General features: G+C 73.9%; 14 protein-coding genes. 11 read left to right on the top strand and 3 right to left on the bottom strand.

Annotated elements, in window-relative coordinates:
* Positions 1-32: 32 nt before the first annotated feature.
* The 3 genes from EMA17_RS53415 to EMA17_RS32105 all read right to left on the bottom strand — a co-directional run bounded on the left by EMA17_RS53415 (position 33) and on the right by EMA17_RS32105 (position 3,519).
* Positions 33-1,022: a hemolysin family protein gene (locus EMA17_RS53415; protein ID WP_218043120.1), complete on the bottom strand. Its 990-nt coding sequence runs from the start codon at positions 1,020-1,022 to the stop codon at positions 33-35.
* Positions 1,019-2,233, bottom strand: a complete 1,215-nt coding sequence (locus tag EMA17_RS53410; RefSeq protein WP_371863070.1) for a hemolysin family protein — start codon at positions 2,231-2,233, stop codon at positions 1,019-1,021. The genes EMA17_RS53415 and EMA17_RS53410 overlap by 4 nt, the downstream gene beginning before the upstream one ends.
* A 500-nt stretch (positions 2,234-2,733) precedes the next feature.
* Positions 2,734-3,519 carry a polysaccharide deacetylase family protein gene (locus EMA17_RS32105; RefSeq protein ID WP_246127031.1) on the bottom strand — a complete coding sequence of 262 codons (786 nt, stop codon included), beginning with the start codon at positions 3,517-3,519 and terminating at the stop codon, positions 2,734-2,736.
* 352 nt (positions 3,520-3,871) lie between these two features.
* On the opposite strand from EMA17_RS32105, the gene EMA17_RS32100 reads away from it, so the two are divergent.
* The 11 genes from EMA17_RS32100 to EMA17_RS55490 all read left to right on the top strand — a co-directional run bounded on the left by EMA17_RS32100 (position 3,872) and on the right by EMA17_RS55490 (position 22,994).
* Complete coding sequence (locus EMA17_RS32100; RefSeq protein WP_126640669.1) at positions 3,872-5,350, top strand: glutamate-cysteine ligase family protein; 1,479 nt, start codon at positions 3,872-3,874, stop codon at positions 5,348-5,350.
* 28 nt (positions 5,351-5,378) lie between these two features.
* A complete protein-coding gene (locus EMA17_RS32095; RefSeq protein WP_126640668.1) occupies positions 5,379-6,182 on the top strand; it encodes a CPBP family intramembrane glutamic endopeptidase in 804 nt (267 codons plus the stop codon).
* Between the two features lie 193 nt (positions 6,183-6,375).
* Positions 6,376-6,954, top strand: a complete 579-nt coding sequence (locus tag EMA17_RS32090) for an SH3 domain-containing protein (protein WP_126640667.1) — start codon at positions 6,376-6,378, stop codon at positions 6,952-6,954.
* A gap of 100 nt (positions 6,955-7,054) precedes the next feature.
* Positions 7,055-8,275 carry a hypothetical protein gene (locus EMA17_RS32085; RefSeq protein WP_126640666.1) on the top strand — a complete coding sequence of 407 codons (1,221 nt, stop codon included), beginning with the start codon at positions 7,055-7,057 and terminating at the stop codon, positions 8,273-8,275.
* Positions 8,272-10,284, top strand: a complete 2,013-nt coding sequence (locus EMA17_RS32080) for a VMAP-C domain-containing protein (RefSeq protein WP_126640665.1) — start codon at positions 8,272-8,274, stop codon at positions 10,282-10,284. The genes EMA17_RS32085 and EMA17_RS32080 overlap by 4 nt, the downstream gene beginning before the upstream one ends.
* Positions 10,281-11,378 carry an AAA family ATPase gene (locus EMA17_RS32075; RefSeq protein ID WP_126640664.1) on the top strand — a complete coding sequence of 366 codons (1,098 nt, stop codon included), beginning with the start codon at positions 10,281-10,283 and terminating at the stop codon, positions 11,376-11,378. The genes EMA17_RS32080 and EMA17_RS32075 overlap by 4 nt, the downstream gene beginning before the upstream one ends.
* Positions 11,379-11,381: 3 nt before the next feature.
* On the top strand, positions 11,382-14,093 hold the full coding sequence (locus tag EMA17_RS32070) for an SAV_2336 N-terminal domain-related protein (RefSeq protein ID WP_126640663.1): 2,712 nt from the start codon (positions 11,382-11,384) through the stop codon (positions 14,091-14,093).
* 245 nt (positions 14,094-14,338) lie between these two features.
* Positions 14,339-16,306: a hypothetical protein gene (locus EMA17_RS32065; protein WP_126640662.1), complete on the top strand. Its 1,968-nt coding sequence runs from the start codon at positions 14,339-14,341 to the stop codon at positions 16,304-16,306.
* Positions 16,303-17,274 carry a hypothetical protein gene (locus tag EMA17_RS32060; RefSeq protein WP_126640661.1) on the top strand — a complete coding sequence of 324 codons (972 nt, stop codon included), beginning with the start codon at positions 16,303-16,305 and terminating at the stop codon, positions 17,272-17,274. Before EMA17_RS32065 ends, EMA17_RS32060 begins: the two co-directional genes overlap by 4 nt.
* Before the next feature lie 3 nt (positions 17,275-17,277).
* Entirely contained in the window at positions 17,278-19,107 is a 1,830-nt protein-coding gene (locus EMA17_RS32055) for a vWA domain-containing protein (protein ID WP_126640660.1), read from the top strand.
* Positions 19,108-19,166: 59 nt separating this feature from the next.
* Complete coding sequence (locus EMA17_RS55490; RefSeq protein WP_126640659.1) at positions 19,167-22,994, top strand: vWA domain-containing protein; 3,828 nt, start codon at positions 19,167-19,169, stop codon at positions 22,992-22,994.
* Positions 22,995-22,999 lie beyond the last annotated feature (5 nt).

Here is a 22,999-nt window from a genome sequence, read left to right as displayed (position 1 = left end):
ACCCGTTTGAAGACCTTTTGGAACACTCTCGATCAGGGGAAAAGTGAGGACATCACGTCGTCGAGGGTGACCAGGCCCAGCGGCGCGGAGTCCGGCGCCAGTACCAGGGCCAGATGGGCGCGGGAGCCGCGCATGCGGGCCAACAGGCCGGTCAGCGCGGTGTCGGGGGTGACGGTGACAAGCGGATAGACCGGTACCGAACCGTCCGTTTCGGGCGCCAGTACGTCGAGCACGTGGACGTAGCCCTGGGGGTGCCCGGCCGGGTCCAGGACGGGAAAGCGGGACAGGCCGGTGCGCACCGCGACCTCTTCGAGGGCCGCCGCCGACACCGGAGCGGGCAGCGCCACCACGTCGGACCACGGGCGGAGCACCTCGGCGGCGGTACCGGAGTGCAACGCGAGCGCCCCGGCGAGCCGGTCGTGCTCGTCCACGTCGAGAAGGTCGTGCTCGCGCGACTCGGCGAGCAGCGCCGGAAGTTCCTCGGCCGTGAACACGCTGCGCACCTCGTCCACCTGCCGCACCCCGAAGACGCGCAGGCAGAGGTTGGCGATGTGGTTGAACAGCCACAGGATCGGCGCGGTCGCCCGGGCGAACACCAGCAGCGGCGGGGTCAGCCACATCGCGCACTCCTCGGGCCCGGCCAGCGCGATGTTCTTGGGCACCATCTCGCCGAGCACCATGTGGCAGAACACCACCACCGCCAGGCCCACCACGAAGGCGATCGGGTGCACCGCGCCGGCGGGCAGGCCAAGGGCCTCGATCGGGGCGCCGAGCAGGTGCGCGAGCGCCGGTTCGGCCACCGCGCCCAGGCCGAGCGAGGCCACCGTGATGCCGAGTTGGGCGGCGGCGAGCATGGTGGACAGCCGGCCCATCGCGGTGAGCACCATCGTCGCCCGGCGCGAGCCGGCCTCGGCCCGGGGCGCGATCCGGGTCCGGCGGGCGGAGATCACCGAGAACTCGGCGCCGACGAAGAACGCGTTGGCCGCGAGCAGGACCAGCGACAGCAGCAGGTCGCCCGTCACGCGTCGGGCTCCGTCCGCAGTTCCACCTCGTCGATCCGGTGCCGGTCCATGCGGACCACGGTGAGCCGCCTGCCGGCCACGTCCACGTGGTCGCCCACCCGGGGCAGCCGGCCCAGGTGCGCCAGGACCAGGCCGGCCAGCGTGTTGTAGTCGCCGACCGGCATGCGCCAGCCGCAGGCCTCCTCGACCTCGTCGGCGCGCAGCAGACCGGACAGGCGCAGCACGTGGGTGCTCGGGGGGCGCTGCGGCGGCGCGTCCGGCTCGTCCGCCGGGTCGTGTTCGTCGGCGAGGTCGCCGACCAGTTCCTCGGCCAGGTCCTCGGCGGTCAGGACGCCGGCGGTGCCGCCGTACTCGTCGACCACGACGGCCAGCTGGGTGCGGCCCTCGCGCAGGCGCTCGACCGCGCGTTGGAGGTCGAGCGAGGTGGGCACCAGGACCGGGTCGCGGGCGATCCGGGTGAGCGGGGTGTGCGGGCGCTCCGCGGCGGGCACCCGCAGCGCGTCGCGGACGACGGCCACGCCGACGATCTCGTCCAGGTCCTGACCGCGCACCGGGATCCGGCTGTGGCCGCACGCGTGGGCGGTGTCGAGGAGTTCGGTCACCGACGCGGTCGCGGGCAGGGTGACCAGTTCGGTGCGCGGGGTCATCGCCTCGGCGGCCTGCTTGCCGGCGAAGCGCAGGGCGCGGTTCAGGATCCGCGCGGTGCCGACGGGCAGCGCGCCGGCGCGGGCCGAATGCCGGACCAGTTGGGCCAGTTCGTCGGGGGAGCGGGCCGAGCCGAGTTCCTCCTGCGGCTCGAGCCCGAGCCCCCGCACGAGGACGTTGGCGGAGCCGTTGAGGAAGACGATCAGCGGGCGGCAGAGCCGGGAGAAGCCGATCTGGAACGGGCCGGCGACGCGGGCGACGCCCAGGGGACGGGCGATCGCGGCGTTCTTGGGCACGAGTTCGCCGAGCACCATCTGCAACGCGGAGGCCAGTACGAGGGCGGCGAACCTGGGGAGGCGGAACGCGGCCTCGGCGAGGTAGCCGGCGATCAGCGAGGTCAGCGTGATGCCGAGTTGGGCGCCGGAGAGTTGGAAGGACAGGGTGCGCAGGCCGTGGAGTACGCGACGGGCGCCGCGGTCGCCGGCTTCGGCTCGGGCGGCGACGTCGCTGCGCTCGACGGTGACGAGGGAGAACTCGGCGGCGACGAACATGCCGTTGCCGGCGATGAGGACGAGGAGGAGGCCGATGGCGAGGGGGGTGTCGATGGGGGCCTCCGGGGGAGCGAGCGCGTGCTGGTGCGCTCGTGCGCTCGTGCCCGGTGGGCGCGGGAGTATGCGTTCGGCCGCCCATCCGGGGGCCTTGTCCTCAAACGCCGGACGGGCTGGATTGGTGGCGCCGTGCGTGGAGGTTGGGGCTGGGTGTTGTCCTCAAGCGCCGGACGGGCTGGAGTTGGTGGCGCCGTGTGTGGAGGTTGCGGCTGGGTGTTGTCCTCAAACGCCGGACGGGCTGGATTGGTGGCGCCGTGCGTGGGGGTTGCGGCTGGGTGTTGTCCTCAAACGCCGGACGGGCTGGATTGGTGGCGCCGTGTGTGGAGGTTGCGGCTTGGTGTTGTGCTTGAGCGCCGGACGGGCTGGAGTTGGTGGTGGCGTGTGTGGGGGTTGCGGGTGTGTGTTGTGGACGCGTGGGCTGCGGCTGGGTGTTGTGCTCGAATGGGGGACGGGGTGGGTCAGGGGGTTACGAAGGTGTAGCCGTTGGACTTCAGTTCGGGGATTACCTGTTCGAGCATGGCCATGGTTTGGCTGCGTTCGCCGCCGCCGTCGTGGCACAGGATGATGCCTCGGGGGCCGAGTTGGCCGTGGACGTTCTGGAGCATCTTGGGGACGCCGGCCTTCTGCCAGTCGTTGGTGTCCACCGTCCAGTGCAGTGAGCCCATGCCCAGCGACGCGGCGGTCTGGCGGACCTCCTCGGACCAGTTGCCGCCCGGCGCGCGGAACCAGCGCACGGGCGTGCCGGGGGAGGCCTTGTGGATCCAGTCCAGCGTCTCCTGCATCTGACCGTGCATCTCCTGCGGCGTGCGCTTCTTCAGGTTGATGTCGTGCGTCATGCTGTGGTTGCACAGCGTGTGGCCGGCCGCGACCACCTTGCGGACCAGGTCCGGATGGTCCTTGGCCTGCTGGCCGACCATGCAGAAGGTGGCCTTGACGTCGTTGCGGGCGAGGATCGACAGGGCCTTGTCGGTCCACTCCGGCCACGGCCCGTCGTCCAGGGTCAGGGCGACCACCTTGCCCTCGCCCTTGACCTTGCTCACCAGAGTGGAGTCCACCGGCGGCTGCTGCGCGGCCGGCGGCGTGGCAGGCTCCTGCGCGTTCGGACTGCCCGGCTGCAGCGGAGCCTGTATCTCCTTGGGCGCGTCGCCGGCCCTGGCCGAGGCCGAGGCCGTCGACCAGCGACCGTCGCCGGCGACATTCCACACGAGTGCGCCACAGACGAGGATCGCGATGACCGTGACCACTGCCTGGAATCGCAGACCCTGTATCGGCAGTGCCCGAATCAACCCCCGCACGACAACCCCCAAAAAGATCTCGCTTCGGCGCCTTGGGAAGAGGCCACCCTAGGTGATCGCCGACAAGGCTTGAAGATCGACCACCGGATGCTTCCTCGATGTGATCAGTGACGTGGTTGTCGGCCTCGTGGTTCCCCTGTGATTCGTCACGGTCGATCGGTAATGTTCCCAATGTCGGCCCGATGCATCGGTTGGGGGGAACGTCGGCGGGAACGTTCGGAACGTCCCGATCCGACAGGTACCGGATTGCGACCACTCGACCGGCTCCGTACCGGAGTCGGGTTCCTGGTGAGGGGCATTCATGGGCGAAAAGGTCGAGGTCACCGAGTTCGGCCGGTCCGATCGGCAACGTTACCGGCACAAATTGCGTCGCTGTCTGGAAACACTCCGGCGCATGCTCGACGAGAACCGGTTCGAGAGCGCTCGAAAGCTCATGGGTGTCGAGATCGAACTCAATCTGGCCGATGCCGCGGGGCGACCCCGGATGAGCAATGCCGAAGTACTGCGGCGGATAGCCAGCCCCGATTTCCAGACCGAGCTCGGCCTCTTCAACATCGAGGTCAACATTCCGCCGCACCGGCTGACCGGACCGGTGTTCTCCGAATTGGTGGAGGAACTGCGCACGAGTCTGGACTACGCGGATCGCAAGGCCGCCGAACTCGACGCGCGGATCGTCATGATCGGAATTCTGCCGACCCTCACCGACGCGCACATGGCGTTCGAGACGATATCCGACAACGCGCGCTACACGCTGCTCAACGACCAGATCCTGAACGCCCGGGGCGAGGACATCCGGCTGCGCATCGACGGCGTGGAGCGGCTGGACACCACCTCCACCACGATCGTCTCCGAGGCCGCGTGCACATCCGTGCAGTTCCATCTCCAGGTCACGCCGCGCAATTTCGCCCCGCTGTGGAACGCGGCACAGTCGATCACCGGGGTGCAGTGCGGCATCGGCGCGAACTCGCCGTTCCTGTTCGGTCGCGAGTTGTGGTGCGAGACCCGGCCGATCCTGTTCGAGCAGGCGTGCGACACCCGGCCGGAGGAATTGATCGCGCAGGGTGTTCGGCCGCTGACCTGGTTCGGCGAACGCTGGATCGATTCGGTGGTCGACCTGTTCGAGGAGAACCTGCGGTATTTCCCGTCGTTGTTGCCGATCTGCGACGACGAGGATCCGATCGAGGCGCTGGATCGGGGCGACGTACCGCATCTGCGCGAACTCAAGCTGCACAACGGCACCATCTACCGGTGGAACCGCCCGGTCTACGACGTCGCGCGCGGAAAACCGCATCTGCGCGTGGAGAACCGGGTGTTGCCGGCCGGACCGACCGTGGTCGACATCATGGCGAACGCGGCGTTCTACTACGGCCTGGTGCGCTCGCTGGTGGACGACGAGCACCCGGTGTGGGCACGGATGCCGTTCGAGGTGGCCACCGAGAACTTCCACGCGGGCGCGCGCTTCGGCATCGACGCCGAGTTGAACTGGCCCGGCCACGGCACCGTCCCGGTCACCCGCCTGGTCCTGGACGACCTGCTGCCGCGCGCGTACGAGGGGCTGGACCGGTGGGGCATCGATCCGCGCGAGCGGGACGAGTACCTGGGCATCATCGAGCAGCGCTGCCTGTTGCGGGTCAACGGGGCCGGCTGGCAGAGCGCGCAGTACCACCACTACCGCGACGCCAAGGGGATGGACCGGCTGGAGGCGCTGCGCGCGATGACCCTGCGCTACGCCGAGCACATGCGCGGCGGGGACCCCGTGCACACGTGGCCCGTGGGCTGACGGCGGGTTTATCCGCGCTCGATACCGTGTGCCTGTGATCACCGAGCCCGCGTCCGAGACCGTCGAGACGCCCACCGAGCCCCGGCGCCGCGTCCTGCGCTCCGAGGTGGTGCTGGTGCTGGCCCTGTCCCTGGGGGCGTCCGGGGTCTCCTCGCTGATCTCCTTCCTGGGCTCGCTGACCGCGCCGGGCGGGCTCGGCCACAAGGCCGCGGTGCTGAACGGCTCGCGCGCGGTGGATCGGCCCTGGTTGGACCTGGCCTGGCAGCTGTTCGGGATCGCCACCGCCCTGGTGCCGGTCTTCCTGGTCGCGCACCTGCTGATGCGCGAGGGTTCCTCGTTGCGCGTACTCGGGGTGGACCGCACCCGACCGTGGTGGGACCTGGGGCGCGGGACGGCGGTCGCGGCGGCGATCGGCGGGTCCGGCCTGGCGCTGTACCTGGGCGCGCACGCGGCCGGGGCGAACCTGACCGTGGTGCCCACCACGCTGCCCGACGTGTGGTGGCGGATCCCGGTCCTGATCCTGTCCGCGATCCAGAACGCGGCCCTGGAGGAGGTGATCGTCCTCGGCTATCTGCTGTGCCGGCTCGACCGGTTGGGGGTGCCGTGGGTCAAGGCGGTGGCGATCAGCTCCGTGGTACGCGGCTCCTACCACCTGTACCAGGGCATCGGCGGGTTCTTCGGCAACGTGGTGATGGGCGTGCTGTTCTGCCTGCTCTACCGGCGCTGGGGACGGGTGATGCCGCTGCTCGTGGCGCACGCGCTGATCGACATCGTGGCGTTCGTGGGATACGTGCTGCTGGCCGGCCGGGTGGACTGGCTGCCGACGGCGTAGCGGCGGCCGGGCCGGCCCGATTCCGGGGCCGTGCGGCGTGGTCGTGGTCGGCCGCGACGATCGATTTGTGGACTCGTGGGTACGTCTTGTGGGCGTCGTTGGTGTCTGATGGGCATTGTGGGCAGACCTCCATCGAGCGGGGTTCGCCGGCGGACAGGCGCATATCGGGCGACGCGGGGACGCAGGGGGTCGTATGGACAACCGGAAGCGAGCGGAGTTCTTCTCCACACCGAACCCCATCGGCGGGCCGCCGCGCGGGCGGTTCGGGTTGAACGCGCTGAGTCGACACCCGGTCCGGATCCTGATGGTGGCCGGCGGACTGATCCTGCTGGTGATCGTCTTCTTCGTGGCGCTGCTCACGGTGGACGGCGGCGGCTCGGGCGACAAGAAGAAGTCGGCGGACGCCACCGGCGACAAGAGTTCGTCGGGCTCGCCGAGTCCGAGCAAGTCCGGTACGGGCAAGGCCACGACCGCGCCCGGGCAGAGCGCGGCGGGGCCCAAGCCGGGCTCGGTCGCGGCCACCGTGCACACCGGCGGCCGGCTGGTGATGTACAAGGGCACGTCGTACCAGTCGGAGAAGGTCGCGCAGATCAAGACCGGCAGCGAGGTGCGCGCGAACTGCCACACGGAGGGCTCGATCGCCTACTACGCGGGCTCCTCCAGCAAGACCTGGGCGCAGATCGACGCGGAGGGCAGGACCGGGTTCGTGCCCGCGATATTCCTGGACACCGGCGGCGACGTGAGCAAACAGATCCCCGCCTGCACGAGTTGAGCGATCGCGGGGGCGCTTCGGAACGCACTCCATCGGGTCGGTTGGATCACTAGCGTACGGCGGGCGGGGCGGATCGAGATCGACTCCGGGGGGAGAGCCCATGACCACGCTCGTCTTCGTGCACGGAACCGGCGTGCGCGACGTGACCGACTCGGCCGCGGTCCGCACCATCACCGCCAGGGTCGCCGCGCGGCTGCCGGGGGTGCGGGTGGAACCGGTGGACTGGGGCGCGGCGTTCGGCGTCGAGGTCTCGCCCGAACTGCGTGCGCTGATCGGGATCGCCGACCCCGCCGAGCACGGACCGGCCGCCGAGGTCGACCCCGAGGAGGCCGAACTGCGGTTGTGGGCGGTGTTGGAACGACACCCCCGCCACGAACTGCTCGAAGTGGCCGCGGGAGCGGCGCCCGGCGGGCGGCGGACCGAGGCGGCCGAGGACCTGCGCTGGGCGGTGGAGCACGACGTGGTCGGGATCGACCTCGCCGCGGTGTTGCCCGGCGCGCCGCCCGAGTGGCCGGACGTCTTCGCCGCGGCGGCGCGGGACGTCGCCGACTCGGCCGAATTCACCGGCGCGGTCGAGGCGTTGGCCGCCGGTGCCGACTACGACGTGATCGGCCGGGCCGTGGTGGCCGGCTTCGAGCAGGCACTCGCCGCCCGGCCCGGGGCGCCGAGCGCGTGGTCGCCGGAGTGGCGCGACACCCTCGTCGCCGCCGTGCGCGACGCGTGCGGCGGCACCACCGCCGGCGGCACCTGGGTCGGCCGGACCTTCAAGAGCGGCCTGATGTACGCGAGTTGGCCGCTGCAGAACACGCTGCGCGGCGGCACCCTGGGCGGCAGCGTGCCCGCGATCGGCGACATCCTCCACTACCAGGCGCACGGCGCGACGCTGCGCGCCTACCTCGCGGCGCGGATCGCCCGGATCGAGGGGCCCGTGGTGCTGCTCGCGCACTCCCTGGGCGGGATCGCCTCGTTCGAGACGCTGGTCGAGACGGCCGGACCGGACATCCCCGAGCGGCGGCGCCATCCGCTCCCGGGCGTGCGGGCGCTGATCACCGTCGGCTCGCAGATCGGCTACCTCGGCGCGGTCGGCGCGCTCGCGACCCACCCGGCGCAGGCGGACCCGCCGAGCCGGTTGCCGATTCCGTGGACCAACGTGTGGAACGCCCGCGACTGGTTGTCGTTCCGCGCCGCGCCGGTCTTCGGGGCCGCGGTGCGCGACGTCGAGATCCGGGTGCGCCGACCCTTCCCCCGGTCCCACGGCGCCTACTGGCGCTGCCCGGAGCTCTACGACGAGATCGTGCGCGCGGTGGAGGGCGCTCGGTGACGGTGCACGCCCTGTTCGTCTGCGTCGAGCACTATCCGGCGCACGAGCACGGGCCGGGGGATCTGCCGGGCGCGCTCGCGCAGACCCTGGAACTGGTCGAGTGGCTGCACACGAGCGGCGCCGCCGGTGCCGAGCGGATCACCGTGCTCGCGTCGGTGCGGGCCGCGTCGAAGCCGACCGCCGAGCGGCTGCGCGAGCTGATCGCGGCGGATTCGATCCTGGTCGGGCCGGGGGCCGGCCCCGGTGAGCTGCAACACGTCGACTTCGAGCGGGTGATCGGCGGGCTCGGGGAGAACTGGCGGGACGGCGACCGGTTCCTGCTGCACTGGACCGGCCACGGCCGGCTGGACGCGCGTGGGCGGTGGCTGGAGTTGCCCGCGTTCCACCTGGCGGGCGACTCCCGGCTCTCGGTCCGGGAGATCGGCGTCGACGAACTCCTGGCCCGATGCGGCGAGGTGCCGCGCCGGGTCGACCAGTTCCTGGTCTTCGAGACCTGCGCCGACCGCCGGGGTGGGTCCGGGGCCATCGCGCTGAACCTGACCGCGCCCGGCCCGGGCGACAAGTCGGCCAAGGCCCGGATCTCCGCCGTCTTCGCCGCCGACGACGGCCAGTTCGCCTACCGCCCGGCGCAGCGGCCCGCGTTCACCACGGCGCTGATCGAACACCTGACCCTGCGGGGGCCGGACGCGCTGACCGTGCCGGCCTTTCGCGAGATGTTCGACGAGATCGACGCCCGACTCGCGGCGAGCGGCCCCGGGGGCCGGCCGCTGCGCCAGTCACCGATGTATCGCGGCCCCGGCGCCGCCGACTGGCGCGAGGGCGAGCGCGATCCCGAGAACCAGTTCGGCCTGTACCGACACCGCCTGCTCGCGCTTCTCGCCGACCTGGAGATCGGCGCGGGCGAACCCGCCGTGCTGCGCACCTACCTGCGCGAACGGGGCGTGCCCGAGTGGGTCTTCGCCGGCGCCGACCTCCTCGCCTGGGGAGAGGCGCTGATGTCGCTGCCGGGGCCGCCGGGCCGGCATCCGATCCGCCACCTGCTGGAGTGGCTGTACACCGGATGCCACCAGACGCATGTCGCCGAATGGGCCGAGCAGTTGCGCGAAGCCGGACACATCGACGCGTTCCGCCCGACCGAGGTGCGCGAACGGCAGCCGCTGACGCTCGTGGTGTTCATTCGGGAGAACGAACACTCGCCCGACCGGCCGGGCCGGGTGCGCTACGACGCCGAACCGCGGTTCTACGTCGGCCTCGAACGTTTCGAGGCACCCCCGGGCCTGCCCTCGGGCAACGGCCTGCCCCGGGAGCGACTCGACGACCACCTCGCCGACTTCTACCTCACGATCCGCACCGGCTGGACCTCGCTGGCCAAGGCCCGGGTGCAACTGGTGCTGCCGACCGAGCTGTTCAACGAGCCCTTCGAGGCGGTCCGGATCGGCGGCGCCGACGACCACATCGTGCTCGGCGAACACCACGAGGTGGTGCTGCGGCCGATCGTGCGGCACGGCGTGGCCCGGCCGATGCACTACGACACCTGGGCCGCATCCGCGAACCTGCGCGCCAACCCGGCGGTGCGGCACCTGAATCGGCACCTGTGCGGCGGCGGCGGGCACGACTGCGACGACGAGGCCGTCGGCTTCCTCCAGGACTACCGGTGGGAGTACCGACCCGGCCGCCCCGGCACGGTCGAGACCGCGGTCGGCCGCGGCGACTGGGCCCTGGTATGGACGCACGGGACCACCTGTACCGACGCGTGCGCCGGCACGAACGGCGCGCACGGCGGCTGCTCCGGTGCCGCGGTGGGGCGGGACCTGTACCGGATGCTGGAGCGAAAGAACCGAAACCTGACCCAATTGCCTTCCGCCGTGACCCTCCTGCGGCGCACCCTGGGGCGCAGGGCCACGCCGCCGGAGCGGGTCGTGCTGTTGTTCGACGATCCCGGTTGGCGTCCGTGGCAGGGGGCGGGACTGCTGCGCGGCGCCCCGGAGGGCAGGGGGGACGGGCGATGAGCCAGGCCACGACGGGCACCGTCGGGGACCACGACACGGGGGAGCCCGCCGCGCCGTGGTGGATCTACCGCGGCGACGGCGGCGCGACCGGGACCCCCGCCGGGACCGGCCCGGTCGAACTCCCGACTCCGCCGCCGTGGCGGCTGTTCGGCACCGACGACGTCGGGGACCACGTGCCGGCGCCCGCCGCGCTGCCCGGCGAACGCGCCGGCGAGCCGTACTCGGGCGAGTTCCACGGCACCCGCCACGTCTACGACCTCGTCAACGCCGCGATCTATCTGCGCCGGCCGCTCCTGGTCACCGGCCGCCCCGGCACCGGCAAGACCACCCTGGCCCGCAGCATCGCGACCCGGCTGCGGCTGGGCCCCGTGCTGCACTGGGGCATCACCAGCCGCTCCACCCTGCGCGAGGGGCTGTACGGGTACGACGTGCTGGCCCGCCTGCACGACATGAACCTGCGCGCCAAGGGCGCGGCGGGCCCGGTCGGCGCCGACGTCGACGACATCGGCGCCTACATCACCCTCGGCCCGCTCGGCGACGCGCTGCTGCGCCGCCCGCACCCGAGGGTGCTGCTGATCGACGAGATCGACAAGAGCGACGTCGACCTGCCCAACGACCTGCTGCACGTATTCGAGACCGGCGGCTTCGAGATCCCCGAACTGCGCCGGGCCCGGCTGCGCAGCGCGCGGGTGACACCGTACGACGGCGACTTCGGCGACCGGGTCGAGGTGCGCGACGGCACCGTGCGCTGCGCCGCGTTCCCGATCGTCATCCTCACCAGCAACGGCGAACGCGCCTTCCCGGCCGCGTTTCGGCGGCGCTGCGTGCCGCTGGAACTGCGCGCGCCGGACCGCGACGTGCTCAAGCGCATCGTGCGCAGCCGACTGCCCGAGGGAGTGCCCCTCGACGAGTCGTTGCTCGACCACTACCTGGAGTTGGCGAACGGCGTCGACGGGCCGCTGCTCTCCCCGGACCAACTGCTCAACGCGATGCAGTTCCGCGACCGGATCCGGGAGCGCGTCGAGCCCGCCGACCACCTGCCCACCAACGACACACTGGCCACCCTCCTGTTCCACGACCTGGACGGGGGATGAGCGATGGCGGAGGAGGACCCCGCCGGGGTCACCGTCGACGCGGTCCTGGACTGGGCGTGGTTGAACGCCGTGATCGGTACGAGAGCCAGCCCGCCCGGTGCGGCGGCCGACACCGCGGCACCGGCCGGCCCGGCGCCCCCGGCTCCCGGGCCCGCGCCGCCGGTCCCGCCCGGACCGGAGCCCCCGGCCGGACCGGAGTCCCCGCCCGCGCCGATCGCGCGCCGCCCGCCGCCGGCGGTGCGCGGCCCCCGCCCGGAGACCTCCCTCGCCTTCACCGCCGTGCCCGACTCCGTCGAGTCGATCGAGCGGATCGGCGCCGGCCCGGCGGGCACGGCCGCACCGCGCCTGCCCGCATGGCTCGGCGAGGCCCGGCCGCCGGCCGCCTCGGTCCTGCCCGACCGGCTCGAACTCGCCGGCCTGCTGCGCAGGTTGCGCCACCACGGCGCCGCGCCCGACGCGGTGGTCCTGGACGAGGAGGCCACCGCGGAACACGCGGCGCTGACCGACCTGATCGTGCCGGTGCTCGACCCGGCCCGGGAACGCTGGTTCGAACTCGCCCTCGTCGTGGACACCGCGCCCTCGATCGCCCCGTGGCGACGATTGCTCGCCGAGTTCACCCGACTCGTGGGCGGGAACGGCACGTTTCGCGCGGTGCGTTCCTGGTCCCTCGACACCGACGTACCCGGCCGTGCGGTACTGCGCACACCGTTCGGCACCCCGGCCCAACCCGCCGCACCGGTCGGCCCCACCGGACGGCGGATCATCATGGTGATCACCGACGGGGTCGGCCGCGCCTGGTCCCACCCGCAGACCTCGGCCATGCTCGCCTCGTGGGCGAAGCAGTGTCCCGTGGTGCTGCTGAACCTGCTGCCCAAACGTTGGTGGGATCGCGCGCGGATCCCGTCCACCCCGGTGGTCTTCCGCAGCCGAGGCGCGGGCGCCGCCCGCCGATCGGCCTTTCGGATCCGGCACACCACCCGCTGGACGGGCCCGCCCGAGCGGGTCGCCGTCCCGCTGATCGGCCTGCACCCCGAGGGCCTGTGGGCGGACGACCCGGCCGATCGCCGAGCCGGTCGGTGGAGCGAACTCTCCCGCTGGGCCCGGATGATCACCGACGAGCGTGGTCGCGAGTTCGCCGGCCCCGCGTGGGTGCTCGATCCGCGCGGGCCGGCGGCCGGGCCCGCGCCGACCCCGGTGCCGGCCGAGGACCGGCGCACACCTGCGGTACGGCTCGCCGAATTCCGCGCCGGCGCCTCCCCGGACGCCGTCGAACTGCTCGGGAAACTCGCCGCCGCGCCGATCAGCCCGGCCACGATGCGCGTCGTGCAATCGGCGGTACTCGCGCAGGAGGACCCCGCGTTCGCCGCCGAGGTGATGCTGAGCGGCCTGCTGGTCGAGTCGCCGGACCGGGACGAGGCGGCGCGACCGGACGACGTCGTGTACGACCTGGACGAGCAGGTCCGGGAGACGTTGCTGACCGCGATGAGCCGACGGTCGGCCCTGGAGGTGTACTTCCGGGTCGCCGACTTCCTGCACGAGCGCAACGGCCACGCCGAGTTCGACTTCCGGGACCTGCTCACCGCGCGCGAGCCCGCCGCGGTCGGCCTGCTGGGCCCGCACAGCCGCCCGCTCGCCCGGGTCGGCGCGACGCTGCTGGATCGCCTCGGACCCGACTACCGGCCCCGGGCCCGACGCCTGGAGGCCCGGGCGAACGGTCCGATGTTGCGCCGGCGCGAGCTGACCCGGGCGTGGACCGCGCGGATGGGCCACTGGATCCGGGCACGGCCGGTGGTCACGGACGGGCTGATCGTGGTGCAGGACGTGGCGGGGACGCTGATGGTCCTCGATCCGCTGACGGGGATGGCTCGATGGACGGTTCACCCGGGCACGCCGTCGCGGTGTGCGCCGGTGGTGGCGTCGGGGCGGGTGTGGGCGGGGCACGACGACGGTGGGCTCTATCGGTACGACCCGACGAGGAGGTCCGCGCCGGACGCGGTGGTGCGGGTCGGCACCGCCGCCGTGGTGGCGCTGGTGCCGGGGCCGGTCGGTGCGGACGGGCTGTTCGTCGTCACTCTGGACGGCCGCGTCGTGTGGCTCGACGGCGCGAACGCCACGACGGAGCTCGCGGGGACGGGCTCGGGCATACCGGCCGGACTGTGTGTCTCGGGGGATCGGACCGCGGTGGTGGATCGGGCGGGCCGGGCCAGGGCGTGGCGTGCGCGCTCGGAATTCGCCTCGTGGTCGCGGGACTTGTCCGAAGCCGTGCACGCCGCCCCGGTGGCCGACGAACGGCACGTGTACGTCCCGCTCGCCACCGCCGGGATCGCGGCGCTGCGCTGGGCCGATGGAGGGATCGCCTGGCGGGCGCGACTGCCGGGCGGGGTGTTGAGCACGCCCGGGATCGGCGCCGGGTCGGTGGTGGCGGTGAGCACCGACGGTCTCCTGCACGCGTTCGACGCCGAGTCGGGACGTCGGGCATGGCGCACCGTCGACGTGCCGCAACCCGGGCTGCGGGTGACCCTGGCGGACGGGCTGGTCCATGTGGCCGGCGCGGCCGGGGGCATCCGTACCTACGACCTGGCCACCGGTCGTCGGCTGGCCGAAATCCGTTCCGAGGTGGGGGTGTCCGTGGCGGTCGCCGCGCGGGGGCGACTGATCCTCGCCGGGCTCGACGGCACGGTGACGTCGCTGGAAGGACCGGTGGTGGTCGACTGACCATCGGTCGGATCACGGGCCGGCGGACGACTGATCACAACCCATGGGAAACGCTTCGACTCGGCCATGCGCGGGACTACGATCGGCCACTGCGGGTAAGTGGTCGTCACCGCGCGCAGGGTCGTTCGTCGACCCGCGGTGTCGACGCACCCGGGGCTCCACGACCGGTGAGGCGTCGGCGGGGCGCTCCGGAAGGGACGAACGGGGGGATTCGTGCCGGGAGTTCAGCGACGGGCCGGTGACCGGTGAGCACGGCGTCGACGGGTCCGCGCGCGCCGGGCGACGAGTACTCGCTCCCGGAGGCGGTGTGCCCCGTCTGCTGGGGTCCGGCTCCGGTCGTGGGCGCTTGCCGGACCTGCGCGTGGCCGCCGGCCGATCCCGGGCCCACCGCCTACCGGGACGCCGCGCGGGCCTTCGATCACGCGGCGGTGCTCCGGGTGGCGTCGGCGCGCGGGTTGACCGAGGTGCCCCGTGCGCTGGCCGATCTGGTCAGGTTCGGCCCGGTGGTCGTCGAGGCTCCGTCGGCCGCCGTCGAACCGGTCCCGGGGACCGGACGGGCCGCGGCGCTCACCCTGCTCACCGCGCTGACCGCCGGCGAACTGGACCTGGTGCTGTTCGTGGACATCGGGACCCGGTACCTGGCCGCGCAGTGGGTGACGCTCGACGAACGCGGCTTCGTCAGCGCGCCCTCGGCCAACCGGACCCGCCACGACTGGCGCGAGGTGGTGCCCTGGCTGCCCGAGGACGACGCGGCCCGTGACCTGACCCTGGCCGGCGGGGTGGGTCGACGACCCGCCGTGGGCACGGCCGAGGCTCCCGAGGCGCTGGCCGCCCGGGCCCGGTCGACGTTGCGGAGGAACTGGGCCGACACGAGCGGCTGGCGCGCGCTGCCGGACCACCCCTGGGAGCGGGCCTGGGCCCTGGTGCTGGTGGAACGCCGCCCGGCGTGGGCCTGGTGCGCGCTCGCGACCGAGGTGGTGCGGGAGCAGTTGCCGCCGGCCGCCGTGCTCGGCGGCGGTTGCCTCGAGGACGAGAGCATCGAACTCCCCGCCCTGATCGAACTGTTGGCCCTCGACGTGCCCGCCCGCCACCCGCTCCACCTGGTCGGCGTCGACCCGGGACCGGGGGACGCGACCCGGGACCACCCGACCGTGCTCCTCGATCGAGGCGCGACGCCGGGTGCGGCCGACGGCCCCCCGCTCGCCGAGATCACCCTCGGCCTGCGCGGCGAAGGCCCGGACGGGCACGACGTCGCGGTGGCGGTCGCCGACACGGCCGACCCCGCCGAGTGGTCCGAACTGGAACGGATCACCGTGTTCGCGCCGCCCGGCGAAGTCCGGCTCACCGTGCGGATGATCGGGCCGGGACGGGTGGACATCACCCCCTCCGGCGGGGCCGCCTGGGTGCTGGGGGCCGGTCGAACCGACGTTCGGCCGGCGGGGCGGCCGACCACCGTCGCCGCGCTGCCCCGTCCCTTCTGGCAGCCGGCCCCGCCGACCGCCCACGACCTCCTCTGCGTGGTCGAGTTGGGCGGCACCCCCGAACAGACCGCCGCCCGGCTCGCCCTCGTCCGCGCGCTGCTCGCCGAGGCGGCCCGCGCGGACCGGTCGACACGCTGGGAGCAGGCCGCCGTGCTCGGCTACGACGACCACCCCCGTCCCCGGCGCAGCCGTCACGACCCGCTGCGCCGGGTCGACTTCGCCCCGCCCGACACGACGCGGGCGGCGATCGCCGACTGGGTCGGGACACCCGCGGTGGACCCGTACGCCGCACCTCTGGAGCGGGTGTGCGCGCTGCTGCGCACCGACCCGCTCGGTCGGCGGACGAGTCGGCACACCCTCGTGGTGACCGTCGGCCTGCGCGGCCCGCACCCCTATGTGCAGGGCCTCGACCCGGCGCAGGCGTACGGCGGCGGCCGATGGGACGCGGACCTGACGGCCCGACGGGCGGCCCGGCCGGGCGATCGCCACCTGCTGGTGACCGACGACCCCGGGTACCCGGGCGCGGCGGACCCCCGGGTGCACGATCGCACCCTGAAGGCGTGGCGACTGCTGGGCGCCGACGGGTGTTTCACACTCGACCGCACCACGCCCGCCGACCTGCTGCGGTTCGGCCACGCCGCGCTGACGGGCACCACCGGCGCGCCGCTGCTGCTCGACGTGAACACCGGGCCGTCGGCCGCCGAGTCGGGCGGGAAAGGGGTGCGCCGATGACGCGGCCGTACGGGATCGGGGACGGCGAGCCGACCGGCGGCGCGGTCCTGGAGAAGCGGATTGCCCTGTGGGGCGCGCCGGGATCGGGCCGCACCACGTTCGTCGCGATGGTCCCCGAGGCCGCCGAGGAGCGCGCACGCGGACTCGGGCACGGCGGCACCGGCCGAGACCACCCGCCCCGGTGGAAGGTGTTCGGAACGGACGACGCCACCCAGCGCTTCCTTCGGCACACCGACGACGCGCTGCTGCGCGAACACCGGTTCCCGGGCGGGCCCGACACGCGCGATACCGCCGAGCCGACGCGATACCGCTTCCTCTTCCGGCGCGACCCGCGCGTCGCGTCGCTGCACCGGCTCACCGACCACTCCCGATTCGTGGCCACGATCACCGAGTTGCCGGACCCGAGCACCCGGCGCGACGCGGTCAAGCGGACCCTGGCCGACTGCACTGGCCTGATCGTGCTGTTCGATCCCACCGACGCGAGCGGCGCGGGCGAGGACGCGGTACGCGCGCTGGAGCGCCTGCTCACCGAAGCCGCCGCCGACCTCCAACCGCGCACCGACCCCCGCGGCCTGTTGCCCTTCGAACCGGCCGTGTGCGTCACCAAGATCGACGACATGACGCTGTATCGGGAGGCCCGCCTGGGTGCCTGGGCCGAGTTGGGCCGCGACGGCCGGGTCCGGGTGCGCGACCCCGAGGCGTACTTCCGCCGGTTGTGCGAGCGCGACGGGCCCTGCCCGAACCGGGCCGCCGCCGAATTGCCGGGCATCCTGGAGCGGCGTTTCGGCCGGATCCGCTACTACGCGACCTCGGCGGCGGGCTTTCGCCGCTCTGCGGGCCGGATCGACCCGGAGAGTTGCCGCAACGTCGACCCGCACGGGAACCGCCTCGACGGACCGCCCCACCCCCAGGGTGTGCTGGAACCCATTCTCGGCATGCGCGCGGTGCGCATCGCGAAGAGGGGATGACCGATGTCCCGAATCGCCCCGAACCCCCACCGGCCCCGGGCCCGGGCCCGGCTCGTGGTCCCCGTGTTGCTGCTGATCCTGGCACTGTGCGCGTCCGCGTCCCCGGCGCACGGCGTCGGCCGGGCCGACGGGGAACCGCCCGCCGACGCGACCGCACGACTGCTGGACGAGTTGGGCGCCGACGCCCAGCCGGCCGACTTCTACATGGTGCTCGACGTGTCGACGTCGATGCGGGAGAACGGCGGCTACGACGAGGCGAAGACGGCGCTGCGCACCCTGTTGACCGCGATGCAGCCCCGGGACCGGATCTCGGTGATCCGATTCGGCGCGACCACCACCGTCTTTCGGCCACTGGACGCGGCGCCCCGGGGCGAGGCCGCGGTCTCCGCGTTCCTCGCGGGGTTGCCCAAGCCGAACGACGTGGAGAGCGACTTCGGCGCGGCGATGGTGTCGGTGTCCGGGATCGTCGCCGCGGCCCACCCGTCGGCGGACGGATATCGGCCGCCCACCGTGATCGTGGTGCTCACCGACGCCGACCTGTACGCGCCGAACAACCCGCGCTTCGCCGACGAATCGGCGCCGGGGTGGGAGGCGTTGCGCCTGGAGTACGCGAAGGCGGTCGCCGAACACGGCCCGATCTCCGCGTACGCGATGCCGCTCGGCGACAACGGGCGCGGCGTCAACCTGATCGCGAAGGTGTTGCCCAGGGCCGAGACGCTCAGCGGCTCGGTCGCCGAGCAGGCGGCCCGGGTGCGCGCCCTCGAACAGGACGCGCGCGTGCGCAAGGGGGCCGCGGTGGTGCGGGCGGACCGGGACGCGACGGTCCGGGCCCGGTTCGCCCCGGCGCCCGCACACCCGCGCGGCGCCCGCCCCACCGAAGCCGACTGCGCCGGCGTCGAGCCGCCGGTCGACCCGATCGACCTGTCCACCCGCGGCACGCTCTGCCTGACCCTGGTCTCCACGGCGCACCGCATCCGGTTGACCGTCGCCGACCTGCACACCGGCGATCCGGCGATCGATCGGGCGCTGCCGCGCGACCCGATCACCCTGGCACCCGGGGTGCCGCGACACTTCCCGATCGAGGTGCGGGCGCACGAGCGCACCCGCTCCGACCTGTTCGCCCGGTCGCGCAGCTACGCCGCGTCGACGACGGTGCGGGGCACCGTGACGGCCACCCGGGCCGGCGAGTTCGCCGATCTGCTGCGGGTGGAGGGCCCGTACGCCGACGCCGGCCTGCGCGACGGCCGACTGGCCTACACGGGCCGGGTGCGCGGATCGGTCATGTGGTCGGTGTGGGCGCTCCTGGTTGCGGCGATGGCACTGGTCGCGGCGGGGGGAACGGCGGCGTGGCGCTGGTTCCCGGCCGGTGTGTACATCGAACTGAGCATGGAGGAGAAACGATCGGAGTTCCCCGAGAGCACGGCACACCCGGCCCTGGGGATGCGTCACCGCTGGACCCACGAGCACGATCCGGCGGCCGGCGCGATCACGTCCTTCCTGGCCCGGGGCCGCCGGCCGCGCTCCGGGCGCGGTGTGACGTTGACCGCGCGCCACGAGCGGGACGGTCGCATCCACACCTCCCGACGGCGGCTGAGCGTGGACGACGCCACCATGCTGTACGGCGTCCGCGCCCGGGTGTTGCGCCGGCCGCCGACACCGCGGCCCGGCGGCGCCGACCCGGCGTCGACCACCGCGGAGCCGGCCCCGATCGACGCTCCCGCGCAGAACGGCCGGTACTCGGGGATCACCCGGCCCGATCCCGGGGAACAACACACACCGGTAGCACCGGCAGGATTGATCCCCCCGACCCCGACGCCCCGGCCGCCTCGCTGACATCGTGTGTGCGGGCACCGGGCCCGACCTCGACCGGCATCCCGCACGGAAAGGTTCACGTGGACGCGACCGACCGACACGACCGCCCCCGCGAGACCGCGGGCACCTTGCGGGCGCATTGGGCCTGGTACCACGACGGCGCGGTGCCGGCGTGCAGCGCGGGACCCGAACGGCGGGAGCATTTCGAGCGGTTGGTGCGACCCACACTGGACGAGTACGCGCCGCCCGGCTGGGTCGGGGTGACCGGCGCCGGGCGCGAGGACTCGTTCGTCGCGATGACGCTGCGCGATCCGGAGGGGGTGCGCTACTTCACCGCGCCCTACGCCGAGATCGCCGCCGCCGGCGCCACGTACACCGCGCTGTGGCTGGCCTTTCGCGGAATCGACCTGCCCACCGACCGGGAACGGCCGCTTCGGGTGCGGCTGCCGGGGCCGCCGCCGACCGTCGGGCCGCACCCGGCCGACTTCGAATGGCTCGCGGGGGTCGCCGCGGCGGTCCTGGCCGGCCCCGTGGTGATCACCGGCGCCGACCGCCTGGACAGCCGGGCCCGGCTCGAACTCCTGGACCGGATCGCCGCGTTGCTCCCGTACGGCTGCCGCGCCGGACTGCGCTTCGCCACCTCGCTCGGCCCCACCGGCCGGCTGCGCCCCCGACTCGCCTTCGGCCGGGTGCCCACGCCGGGGACGGTCCGGGTCGCCCTGGACGGCGTGCCGGCCGTGCCCGACCTCCCCGCCGCCCGCGCCTACCTGGGCGAACTGACCATGCTGCGCCGCCGCATCGGGCTCGACCCGCTGGTGGCCGCGCTCGCGACGCTGCGCGAGGCGGGCACACCGGTGGCGGGGGACCGCCTGCTCGGGCTGCTAGCCGAGGCGGGTGCCGGATCCGGACCGGGCGCGGGGGCGGGGGTCGGCGGCGGATCGGGCGTGCGGGTCGGGCCGGCCCCGGGGCCCGAACCGGGCCGTGCGGCCGCCCGATTCGCCGCCGGCGACCCGGTGGGGCCGAGTTCGCGCGCGCCGGGCGTCGAGGCGGGGCCGGCGCCGGCCCGCCCGTCGCCCCCGGCCCCGTCGCGCCCGTCGCCGCCGCCCCCGTCTCCGGCGTCGCCCCCGTCGCCGCTGGAGCGGCTGCTCGGCGGCGACGTCGCACTGGCCGCGCCGATCGCCGAGCGCTGGCGGGCGGAGGACGGCGACGAGGTGACCCGGGACATGGCCGCCGCGCTGCGCGCCCGCCCGGCGAGTCTGGCGCTGGGCTGGGACACGGCGGTGGCGGCCGGGCGCGGGGATCGGCTCGTGCACGTCCTGCTCGGCCCGGTGCCGCCGCTCCTGGCCGGCTCCACCCCGCCCGCCGGCCTGGACGTGCGGGCCGTGCGGGTGCCCGAACCCTCGGTCAACGGCGTGGCGAAGGCCGACGCCGACGTGGTCTCGCCGGAGGCGCTGGTCGCCGACCTGTGCCGACTGCTCGGGCCCACTCCGACCACCGAGGTGCCCGCGCTCTACGACGCGCTGTGGAACCATCCCGTGGTGCTGCGCCGCCTTCTGGACACCGCGGGCGGCGACCTGGGCGCGTGGTTGGAGGTGATCCGACCCTGGGACGACCGGGCGCCGGAGTGGCTGGCGCCGTACGCGCTGCTTGCGGGCGAACGGTTGCGACCGGCGGAGATCCCGCCCGCCGAGGCGGTGTTCACCCTGCGCGTGGCCGGACACACCGACACCGCCACGATCGCCGCGGTGCTGCACGACCTGTGGCCGACCCTGGTCCCGCTCACCGAGCGGCGCGCCGACCCCGCCGCGCGCGGACTGGCGGCGCTCCTGGAGAAGCCGCTGGGCTCCGGGGCACCGGTCGCCGCGCGGGTGCGGGCCGACGTCCTGCGGCTGGCGCTCGGCGGTGCGCCGACGGACGGGCCCTATGTGGCGGCCGATCTGCTGGCGCTGCGCCACGAGCCGGTCGCCGAGGGGCGGTTCGCCGGGTGGATCGCGGCACTGTTGCGGGCGGTGGCGGTCACCCCCGAACTGCTCGGCGAGCTGGTGCGCGCCGGCGACCCGGCGGTCACCGCCGCGATCGCGGACGCGGTGCTCGCCGACGCGCGGCTCGCCGAGTTGCCCGGCCTGGACGACGCGTGGTGGGCGGCGATCGCCCGGGCCCGCCCGGAGTTGGCCGGACGCGCCGCGAGCGGTTGGTTCCGCAACGCGCTGCGCGGGGTGGACGCGCGGGCGGCGGCCGGGGTGTGGGCGGGCGAGATCGTGGACGGCGCGGCCCGCCCGCGGCGCGATCTGTACGTGCACGAGGTCGGCCGCTGGTGGCACGCCGCGCCCGATCGCGAACGCGATCTGCTGCTGCCGAGCCTGGAACGGGAGTTGATCGTGCGCGGCGGCACCCCGGCGCAGGCCCGGGAGGAACTGCGGGCGATCCGGTTGTCGATCGCCGCGCACGCGTGGGGGCCGGACGCCGCGTCGTCGATCGTCGAACGCGAGCAGGAGGAGTTCGAGACGTTCCGCCGCCACCTGAAGCAGTTGCGGGCCGCGCTCAAGCACGGCGACGCGCTGCGGGTGCTGGCGATACCGGCGATCCTCGCGCTGATCGCCCTCTTGGCCGCGGTGCCGCCGGGCGGAGCCGCGGCCGCGCGGCCCGCGGCCGCGACCACCGAACCGCCCGACCCCTATGGCGCCGAGCGGCTGATCACCACCCTGGGCGCGGACCGGGAGCGGGTGAACTACGTGATCCTGGTGGACGCCTCGGCCTCGATGCGGCGCACCGGGCGCTATGCCGCGGCCAGGTCCGCGCTGACCGCGTTCCTGGCCCGGCTGTCCGCGCGCGACCGGGTCGCGCTGGTCACCTTCGACGGTGTGGCGACCGAGCACGGCAACGGCCTGGAACCGGTCACCGACCCGGCGGCGATGGCCGCGCGCCTGCCCCTCCCGCGCCCGAGCGAGCCGGCCGACGGGAGCCCGGCGGCCGGCGCGCCGCCCGCCGGGGCCGAGGCGCCGAGCGATGTGCACGCGGCCCTGGAGCGGGCGCTGGTGGTGTTGCGCACCTCCACGGCGGACTCGGTGAACGGGGTCGTGCTGATCTCGGACGCGGCCCGCGACGCGGTGGGCCCGGACCTGCGCAAGGACTTCGACCGGCTCGGCGAGGAGGGCCGCGCGGTGGCCGGGTTCGCGGTCCCGCTGGCCAGTGACAGCAGCGCGGGGCCGGCTCTGCAGCGGGTGTTGCCGAACACGCGGGTGCTGCGCGACGATCCGGCCGACCCGGGCATCGCGCTGACCCAGACCCGGACCGCGCTGTACCTGCGGCACGCGGCCCGGTTCGTCGACGCGGACCGGGACAAGGGTGTGCGGGCGACCTGGCTGATGCCGCCCCCGGAGCAGCCGGACGCGGTGGACTGCCGTGCCTTTCGGCCGGTTCCGCCGGACCGGCGACTCGATCTGTCCTCGGGGCGCGAGATGTGCCTGCGCCTGGTGGCCGACACCACCCGGGTGCCGCTCCAGGTGACCCGGTTGCGGGTGGACGGCGTGGGGGTGGTCGGCCTCAAGGACGGCGCGCCGCTGCTGGCTCCCGGGCAGCCGGTGTACTTCTCGGTCAATCTGGCCGCGCGTACCCATCGCACCGACGGTATGTGGGCGGACGCCGGTCACTACGACGCGCGGGCGCGCGTGGTGGGGGAGGTGCGCAGCCCGCTGGCCGAGACGATCAAGGAGCAACTCCCCGACGCCCGGCTCGCGCCGCGCTCGGACGTCGCGGGCGAGGAACTGCTCTACCGAGGCGACGAGCGGGTGGACGTGAGCTGGTGGCCGTGGCTGCTCGCGGGCCTGGGCACGCTCGCCGTCGCGGGGGTGACGTGGTTCGGATGGTCCTGGGTACGCCCACGTGTTCGACGTCGTTGGGTACGGTGAGGGGC

Origin of the sequence: Embleya hyalina, assembly GCF_003967355.1 — a bacterium.
Classification (GTDB): domain Bacteria; phylum Actinomycetota; class Actinomycetes; order Streptomycetales; family Streptomycetaceae; genus Embleya; species Embleya hyalina.
This window is presented reverse-complemented; position numbering and strand designations above follow the sequence as displayed.

Bases quoted from the DNA above. Each gene is read 5' to 3' on its own strand.
- EMA17_RS32100 (WP_126640669.1), top strand. From the start codon at position 3,872: ATGGGCGAAAAGGTCGAGGTCACCGAGTTCGGCCGGTCCGATCGGCAA.
- EMA17_RS32090 (WP_126640667.1), top strand. From the start codon at position 6,376: ATGGACAACCGGAAGCGAGCGGAGTTCTTCTCCACACCGAACCCCATC.
- EMA17_RS32085 (WP_126640666.1), top strand. From the start codon at position 7,055: ATGACCACGCTCGTCTTCGTGCACGGAACCGGCGTGCGCGACGTGACC.
- EMA17_RS32075 (WP_126640664.1), top strand. From the start codon at position 10,281: ATGAGCCAGGCCACGACGGGCACCGTCGGGGACCACGACACGGGGGAG.
- EMA17_RS32070 (WP_126640663.1), top strand. From the start codon at position 11,382: ATGGCGGAGGAGGACCCCGCCGGGGTCACCGTCGACGCGGTCCTGGAC.
- EMA17_RS32060 (WP_126640661.1), top strand. From the start codon at position 16,303: ATGACGCGGCCGTACGGGATCGGGGACGGCGAGCCGACCGGCGGCGCG.
- EMA17_RS32055 (WP_126640660.1), top strand. From the start codon at position 17,278: ATGTCCCGAATCGCCCCGAACCCCCACCGGCCCCGGGCCCGGGCCCGG.